The sequence below is a fragment of the Sphingomonas sp. genome (assembly GCF_048594985.1).
GTDB lineage: Bacteria > Pseudomonadota > Alphaproteobacteria > Sphingomonadales > Sphingomonadaceae > Sphingomonas_I.
Window position 1 is genome coordinate 1 of record NZ_JBMDXG010000184.1, and the last position, 6,411, is coordinate 6,411.

Genomic DNA, 6,411 nt, shown 5'->3' on the forward strand with positions numbered 1-6,411 from the left:
CCGGTCGCCTACCTGAAGAAGGAGATCGGCGGCGCGCACGGCGCGCTCGTCACCGCGGTCTCCCCGAAGGCGTTCGAACAGGCCATCGGCATGGTGCGCCGTGGCGGCACGGTGTCGCTCAACGGCCTGCCCCCCGGCGACTTCCCGCTCGACATCTTCGGCCTCGTCCTCAACGGCATCACGGTGCGCGGGTCGATCGTCGGCACGCGGCTCGACCTGCAGGAATCGCTCGATTTCGCCGCCGACGGCAAGGTCAGGGCGACGATCGAGACCGCGCGGCTGGACGACATCAACGCGGTGTTCGACCGCATGCACAAGGGCCAGATCGAAGGGCGCGTGGTCCTCGACATGGCGGCGTAGGGCGCGCGCGATCGGGCGGCGGCGCGCCGCCCGGTCAGCCCGCTTTGTCGTAGGTCAGCATCTCGCCGATCTTGGCGGACAGGCGCTCAATCTGGAACGGCTTGGTGATCATCGCCATGTTCGTGCCGAGGAAGCCCGATCGCAGCGTCGCATTCTCGGCATAGCCGGTGACGAACAGGATCGGCAGGTCGGGCATGTGCGTGCGTGCGATGTCGGCAAGCTGACGGCCGTTCATGCCGGGCAGCCCGACGTCGGAGATCATCAGGTCGAACCGATCGGTCCGTTCGAGCAGCGCGATCGCGGCCTCGGGCTCGGCCGCCTCGGCGACGACATAGCCCAGTTCCTCCAGCACCTCGCGGATCAGCAGCCGCACCGACGCGTCGTCCTCGACCAGCAGCACGGTCTGGCCGCTGCCTTCATGCGCCGGAGCGGTGGGTTCGGCCGGTTCGGTGGGGGCGTATCCCTCGGCCACGGGCAGATGGATCGACACCGATGTTCCGACGCCCGGGGTCGAATGGATCCGCACCTGCCCGTTCGATTGCTGCGCAAACCCGTAGACCATCGACAGGCCGAGACCCGTCCCCTGCCCGATCGGCTTGGTCGTGTAGAACGGTTCGACCGCCTTCTCGATCGTCTCGGCATCCATGCCCGTGCCGGTATCCGACACCGTGACCGCGACATAATGTCCCGCCGGGAGGCTCGGCCCGCGCGTGGCATCATCGTCCGCCAGTTCGACAAGGTTCGTTTCGATCGTCAGCGTGCCCCCCACGGGCATCGCATCGCGCGCGTTGATCGCGAGATTGAGGATCGCGTTCTCAAGCTGGTTGGCGTCGACCATCGCGGCCGGAACGCCGTCGCCGGGAAGGATCGCAACGTCGATCTGCTCGCTCATCGTCCGGTCCAGCAGGTCGCCGAGCGACTGGACCAAAGCGCCGACGTCGGTCGGGCGGCTGTCGAGCGACTGGCGGCGCGAAAAAGCGAGCAGCCGCGCGGTGAGCGACGCCGCGCGCTGCGCCGAGGTCGAGGCCGCATCCATGAACCGGTCGAGATCGTCGATGCGGTTCGACGCGATCCGCCGCTTCATGATGTCGATCGCGCCGATGATGCCGGTCAGCATGTTGTTGAAGTCGTGCGCGATGCCGCCGGTCAGCTGGCCGACCGCCTCCATCTTCTGCGACTGGCGCAGCGCCGCCTCGGCGCGCTCACGCTCGTCCACCTCCGCCTTCAGCCGCGCAAGCGCATCCTCCAACTCGGCGGTCCGCTCGCCGACCTGGGCCTCGAATTTCTGCGCGGCATAAGCCAACGCTTCCTGTGTGCGCTTCTGCTCGTCGATGTCGACGACCACCGAGATCGAACCGATGATCTGACCGTGGGCATCGGTCAGCGGGACGCCGCTGACCCGCGTCCAGATGGCGGCGCCGTCGTCGGGATGATAAAGGAATTCGACGCCTTCAACCGTCTCCCCCCGCAACGTACGCACCGATACGAACCGGTCGCGCCGGATCCGCTCCCCGTTTTCGTCATAGCCGACCCACCGTTCTTCGCCGTCCTCCAGCCGCGATGGGATTTCGCCCGTGGGCTGAAAGCGCCGGAAGGCCGGGTTGGACAGCAATGTGCCGCCATCCGGGCCAACGAAGGCGACGCCCACCGGTAGGTGGTCGAGCAGGGTCGCAAGGCGCGCCTTTTCCGCATCCAGCTCGGTAATGCGGTCGCGTATCTCAATCTGCTTCTGGCGGCTGCGCATCGCCGAATCGATCGCGCTGATCAGCGATTCCGCGCTGAGCGGCCGTTCGAGCAGGACGACGTTGATCGCGCTCTGGGGCAGGCGGCGGCGGATTGCCGCACTGCTGGCTTCGCGCCCGGCACGGCGCCCGGCCAGCAGGATGAACGGCACGTCGGACCAGGCGGGCTGTGCCGCCAGCGCGCGGTCAAGCGGCGTGAGTTCCGCGACCAGCGCCTCCTCGGTTACCAGGATCGCGCCGATATCGTCCCCGATCTGTCCCGCGATGTCGGCGATCGAGGGGCACGTCGTGGCCGCATAGCCATGGCGGGAGAGCAGATCGTGCATGCTTTGCGCATCGCGCCCGTATGGCGCCGCGATCAGGACGCGATAGCCTTCCGGCGCGCTTCTATGCACGGGGACCGCGATCCTCCAGAAGCGGTGCGGTCGATCCGGTATATTGCGGCGTTCCGCTCAGGATGCCGTGAAAGTCGGACAGAGGCTCGCCGACGCGCACGCCGTGCGCATCGATACGCAGCTCGCGGATGGAATCCTCGTGCGGTCCGCTGCGGTTCTTCACAATCGAAATCGCCTTGCGAAGGCGTCCCTCGGCTTCGAAGAAGCGGAGCAGGATGACAACGTCGGCGATGTACGACACGTTCAGCCCCTCCGTCGCCATTGTCCCGAAGAAGCCCTGTTGCGGGTTGACCAGGAACGTCGCGACTCCGGCCTGACTGAGATATGACAGCAGTTCATGCAACTGGAGTACCAATTGCTGCTCCTGCGGCATGGCGGACATATAGCCGTTCAGACTATCGATCAGGACGATCCGCGCGCCGTTTTGCTCGACCTCCTCGCGCACTGTCGCGGTGAACTGGCCGGGTGCGATCTCGGCAGGGTCAATCTGGCGGATCACCATCAGGCCATCGTCGATCAGCTTCTGCAGATCGATCCCGAACGCGCGCGCGCGCACCATCAGCGTGCCGACCCGCTCATCGAATTCGTAGATGACGCATTTCTCGCCCCGGCGACAGGCCGCCGCGAGATATTGGAGCGCGAGCGTCGTCTTGCCGGCCCCCGCTGGACCGGTCAGCAATGTGCACGTCCCGCGCGCGGGGCCTCCATGCAGCAGCTCGTCCAACGCGGGAACATCGCTCGTGATCGGCTCGCCGATGAAAGGGGTGTGATGCTCCGCCGCGATCAGCCGCGGGAAGATGTCGAGCCCGCCCTTGCGCAGGACGAAATCGTGGTAGCCCGCCACGAAGTCGATGCCGCGTAATTTCTGCACCTGCATCCGCCGTCGTGCCGCGCCGAAGTCTAGGGTGAGCCGCTCGAGCGTGATGACGCCATGACATAGGCTATGGAGGTGCGTGTCGCGCTCTCCGCTGCTCGCCGTATGATCGTCGACCATGACCACCGTGGTGTTCAGCCCGGCGAAAAATTGCTTCAGCGCCAGGATGTGACGGCGATAGCGTAGCGGGTCCTGCGCCAGCAGCCGCATTTCGGACAGGCTGTCGAACACCACCCGGCGCGGCGACACCCGCGCGACCTCATCCTTGATGAGCTGGATCATGCCGCCCAGCTCGATCTCCCAGCTGTGGAGGATCGACTGGTCGCGCCCCGCCCCCAGACTGTCGTCGGCCGACGCGAGTTCGAACAGCGCGATCCCGTCCAGATCCCAGCCGTGCGACTCCGCGACGACCTTCAGTTCCTCGCTCGTCTCCGACAGCGTGATGTAGAGCGTCTTCTCGCCCCGCGCGCGACCCTCCAGCAGGAACTGGAGCGACAAGGTCGTCTTGCCCGATCCGGGCTCCCCTTCGATCAGGTAAAGCCGGTTTGGCGGCAGCCCGCCGCGCAGCACCTGGTCCAGACCGGGGTTGCCGGTGGAAATCCTCGCCGAACCGTCACTCATTGAAGAAGCGCCTTTCCGTCCGCCGAGAGAACACAGACGGGCCCGCATCCGCATCACATCCCGGCGATCGATGCCCAGCTTTACGGGGAAATGGGGGCGGCACAATGACCAGATCGAATGGCGGCCATCGCAAGGTCTACCCGCGCCGCGCGGCCTCGGCCATCTCGCGATTGCGCAGGATCGCGGCGGTCAGCGTGTCGCGCAGCAACGGGACGAGCCCGTTATCCTGATCCAGCACGTCGAGGCCGCGCCGCGTACTGCCGCCGGGGCTCGCCACGCGCTCGGCCAGCTCGTGCGGGCTTTCGTCCTCGCCCGCCGCCAGCGCGGCCGATCCCTCGACGGTCGCCAGCGCCAGCCGCGCCGCCTGGTCGGCCGCCAGCCCCGCATCGGCGCCCGCTTGAGCCAGCGCATCGATGAAGCGGAACAGGAAGGCCGGCCCCGATCCGCTCAGCGCGGTGACGATGTCGAACCGTTCCTCGTCGACCCATTCGACCAGCCCGAGCGATCCGAACGTCCGCGCGATCCGCTCGCGGGCATGCGCGTCGCCGCCCTCCGCCGCCAGCGCGACCACGCCCCGGCCGATCGCGACCGGCGTGTTGGGCATCGCGCGGATGATCTGCGCGGGCGCCGCGAAGCGCGCGCGCAACGTCTCCAGCTCGACGCCCGCCAGGATCGACACGAGCACCGTCTCCGGTGCGAGCAGCGGCGCAAGCCAGGGGGCGACGAGGTCGATCATGTGCGGCTTGACGCCCAGCACGACCAGCGCCGGCACCGCGCCGTCGGGCGGCGGCGCGGTCAGCACCGTCACGCCGTCCGCGAACGGCGCCTCCGACTTGCGGATGATCGTGACCCGCGCGGGATCCAGCCCGACCGCCAGCCACCGCCGCAGGATCGCGCCGGCCATGTTGCCGCAGCCGATGAACCACACCGGCCCCTCGATCGGAAAGTCGCTCACGCTTCGCCGTGCGTCTCGATCAGCGCGGCGGCGATCGCCTCGCTCGGCGACTTGCCGCCCCACAGCACGAACTGGAACACGGGGTAGAAACGCTCGCATTCGTCGACCGCGGCCTCGATCAGCGTGCCCGCCTGGTCGATCGTCAGCGCTGCCTCGCTCGATCCGTCGAGCAAGGCGGCGTGGCGGAACAGCAGAATGCCGTTCGACGACCACAGTTCGAAATGGCCGATCCACAATTGCTCGTTGACCAGCCCGATCGTCTCGTAGACCGCCGGACGCTTGTCGCTCGCGACACGGATATCGGGCAGTGCCAGGAATTGCAGCACGCGGTCCGCCTCGCGCCACACGCCGCGCAGTTCATACTGCGCCCAGCTTCCCGGCACGGTCGCGACGATCTCCTCGTCGCCCAGCCGCTCGAACGACCAGTTGCGCGCCTCGAAATAGCTTTCCAGCGTGTCGATCGGCGCGTCGTCGTCGCGCTCGCCCTCAAACTCGTCGGCGATCATCGCACTCTCCTCGCATGCCGCCACGCTAGCGGGTGCGGCGCACAACGAAAAGCCGCGCCGCCACGCCATGGTGACAAAGCTGTGGATAGATGGAGTGGTTCCTGTGGGTAGTAAGGCAGTGGGTATTCGTGGCAGCTGCACGACGGGACTTGGCAATTTCAGCGCTTGGCATGACGCCGTGCGATCTGGACGATCAGGCAAGCATTCGGGACCATCGGGCATTCGGGATCGGCGCCGGCCGCTTATTTCTGGAGCCACACGCAAAAAAAGGACCTGCGATGCAGACGCGCAAACTTGGACGTAACGGGCCGGAAGTATCGGCCATGGGCTATGGCGCCATGGGGTTCCATATGGCCTACGGCTCCGCCGACACCCAGGCCGGGTTCGACCTCGTCAAACGTGCCTACGATCTGGGCTTCACCTTCTTCGATACGGCCGAACTTTATGGCTGGGGCGAGAATGAGAAATTCCTCGGCGAGGCCGTCAGGGACTTCCGCGACGATATCGTCATCGCCACCAAATTCGGCCTCACGTTCGAGAATGGCGAATATGGGCTCAACAGCCGGCCCGATCATATCCGGCAAGTGACCGAGAACAGCCTGCGCTATCTCGGGGTCGGGCAGATCGACATTCTCTATCAGCATCGGGTCGACCCCGATGTCCCGATCGAGGATGTCGCCGGGACGGTCGGGGATCTGATCGCGGAGGGCAAGGTCAAGTATTTCGGCCTCAGCGAAGCCGGCTCGCAGACCATCAGGAAGGCCCACGCGGTCCAGCCGGTGACGGTGCTGCAGACCGAATATTCGGTCTTCGAACGCGAGGTGGAAGCCCTGCTTCCCACCACGCGAGAACTGGGCATCGGCTTCGTCGCTTATTCGCCGCTCGGCCGTGGTTTCCTGACCGGCGCGGTCAAGCCGTCCGCCGAATATGAGGAAGGCGACATGCGTCGCTTCGATCC

General features: G+C 66.5%; 6 protein-coding genes. 2 read left to right on the top strand and 4 right to left on the bottom strand.

Annotation, left to right across the window (positions count from 1 at the left end; translation table 11 throughout):
- Positions 1–360: zinc-binding dehydrogenase (locus ACOJSF_RS07080; protein WP_420141512.1), on the top strand; the 360-nt coding region annotated here is incomplete at its 5' end.
- A gap of 34 nt (positions 361–394) precedes the next feature.
- Here ACOJSF_RS07080 and ACOJSF_RS07085 read toward each other — a convergent pair.
- The 4 genes from ACOJSF_RS07085 to ACOJSF_RS07100 form a co-directional block, all read right to left on the bottom strand.
- Positions 395–2,497, bottom strand: coding sequence for a response regulator (locus ACOJSF_RS07085; RefSeq protein ID WP_420141513.1), 2,103 nt, complete (start codon positions 2,495–2,497; stop codon positions 395–397).
- Positions 2,490–3,992, bottom strand: a complete 1,503-nt coding sequence (locus ACOJSF_RS07090) for an ATPase domain-containing protein (RefSeq protein WP_420141514.1) — start codon at positions 3,990–3,992, stop codon at positions 2,490–2,492. The genes ACOJSF_RS07085 and ACOJSF_RS07090 overlap by 8 nt, the downstream gene beginning before the upstream one ends.
- A gap of 136 nt (positions 3,993–4,128) precedes the next feature.
- The gene (proC, locus tag ACOJSF_RS07095) at positions 4,129–4,947 is read right to left on the bottom strand and encodes a pyrroline-5-carboxylate reductase (protein ID WP_420141515.1); all 819 of its coding nucleotides are present in this window, start codon (positions 4,945–4,947) and stop codon (positions 4,129–4,131) included.
- The gene (locus tag ACOJSF_RS07100) at positions 4,944–5,453 is read right to left on the bottom strand and encodes a YbjN domain-containing protein (protein ID WP_420141516.1); all 510 of its coding nucleotides are present in this window, start codon (positions 5,451–5,453) and stop codon (positions 4,944–4,946) included. Before ACOJSF_RS07100 ends, proC begins: the two co-directional genes overlap by 4 nt.
- Before the next feature lie 89 nt (positions 5,454–5,542).
- Here ACOJSF_RS07100 and ACOJSF_RS07105 point away from each other — a divergent pair.
- Positions 5,543–6,411 (top strand): aldo/keto reductase (locus ACOJSF_RS07105; RefSeq protein WP_420141517.1); only part of this gene is annotated, 869 nt, incomplete at its 3' end.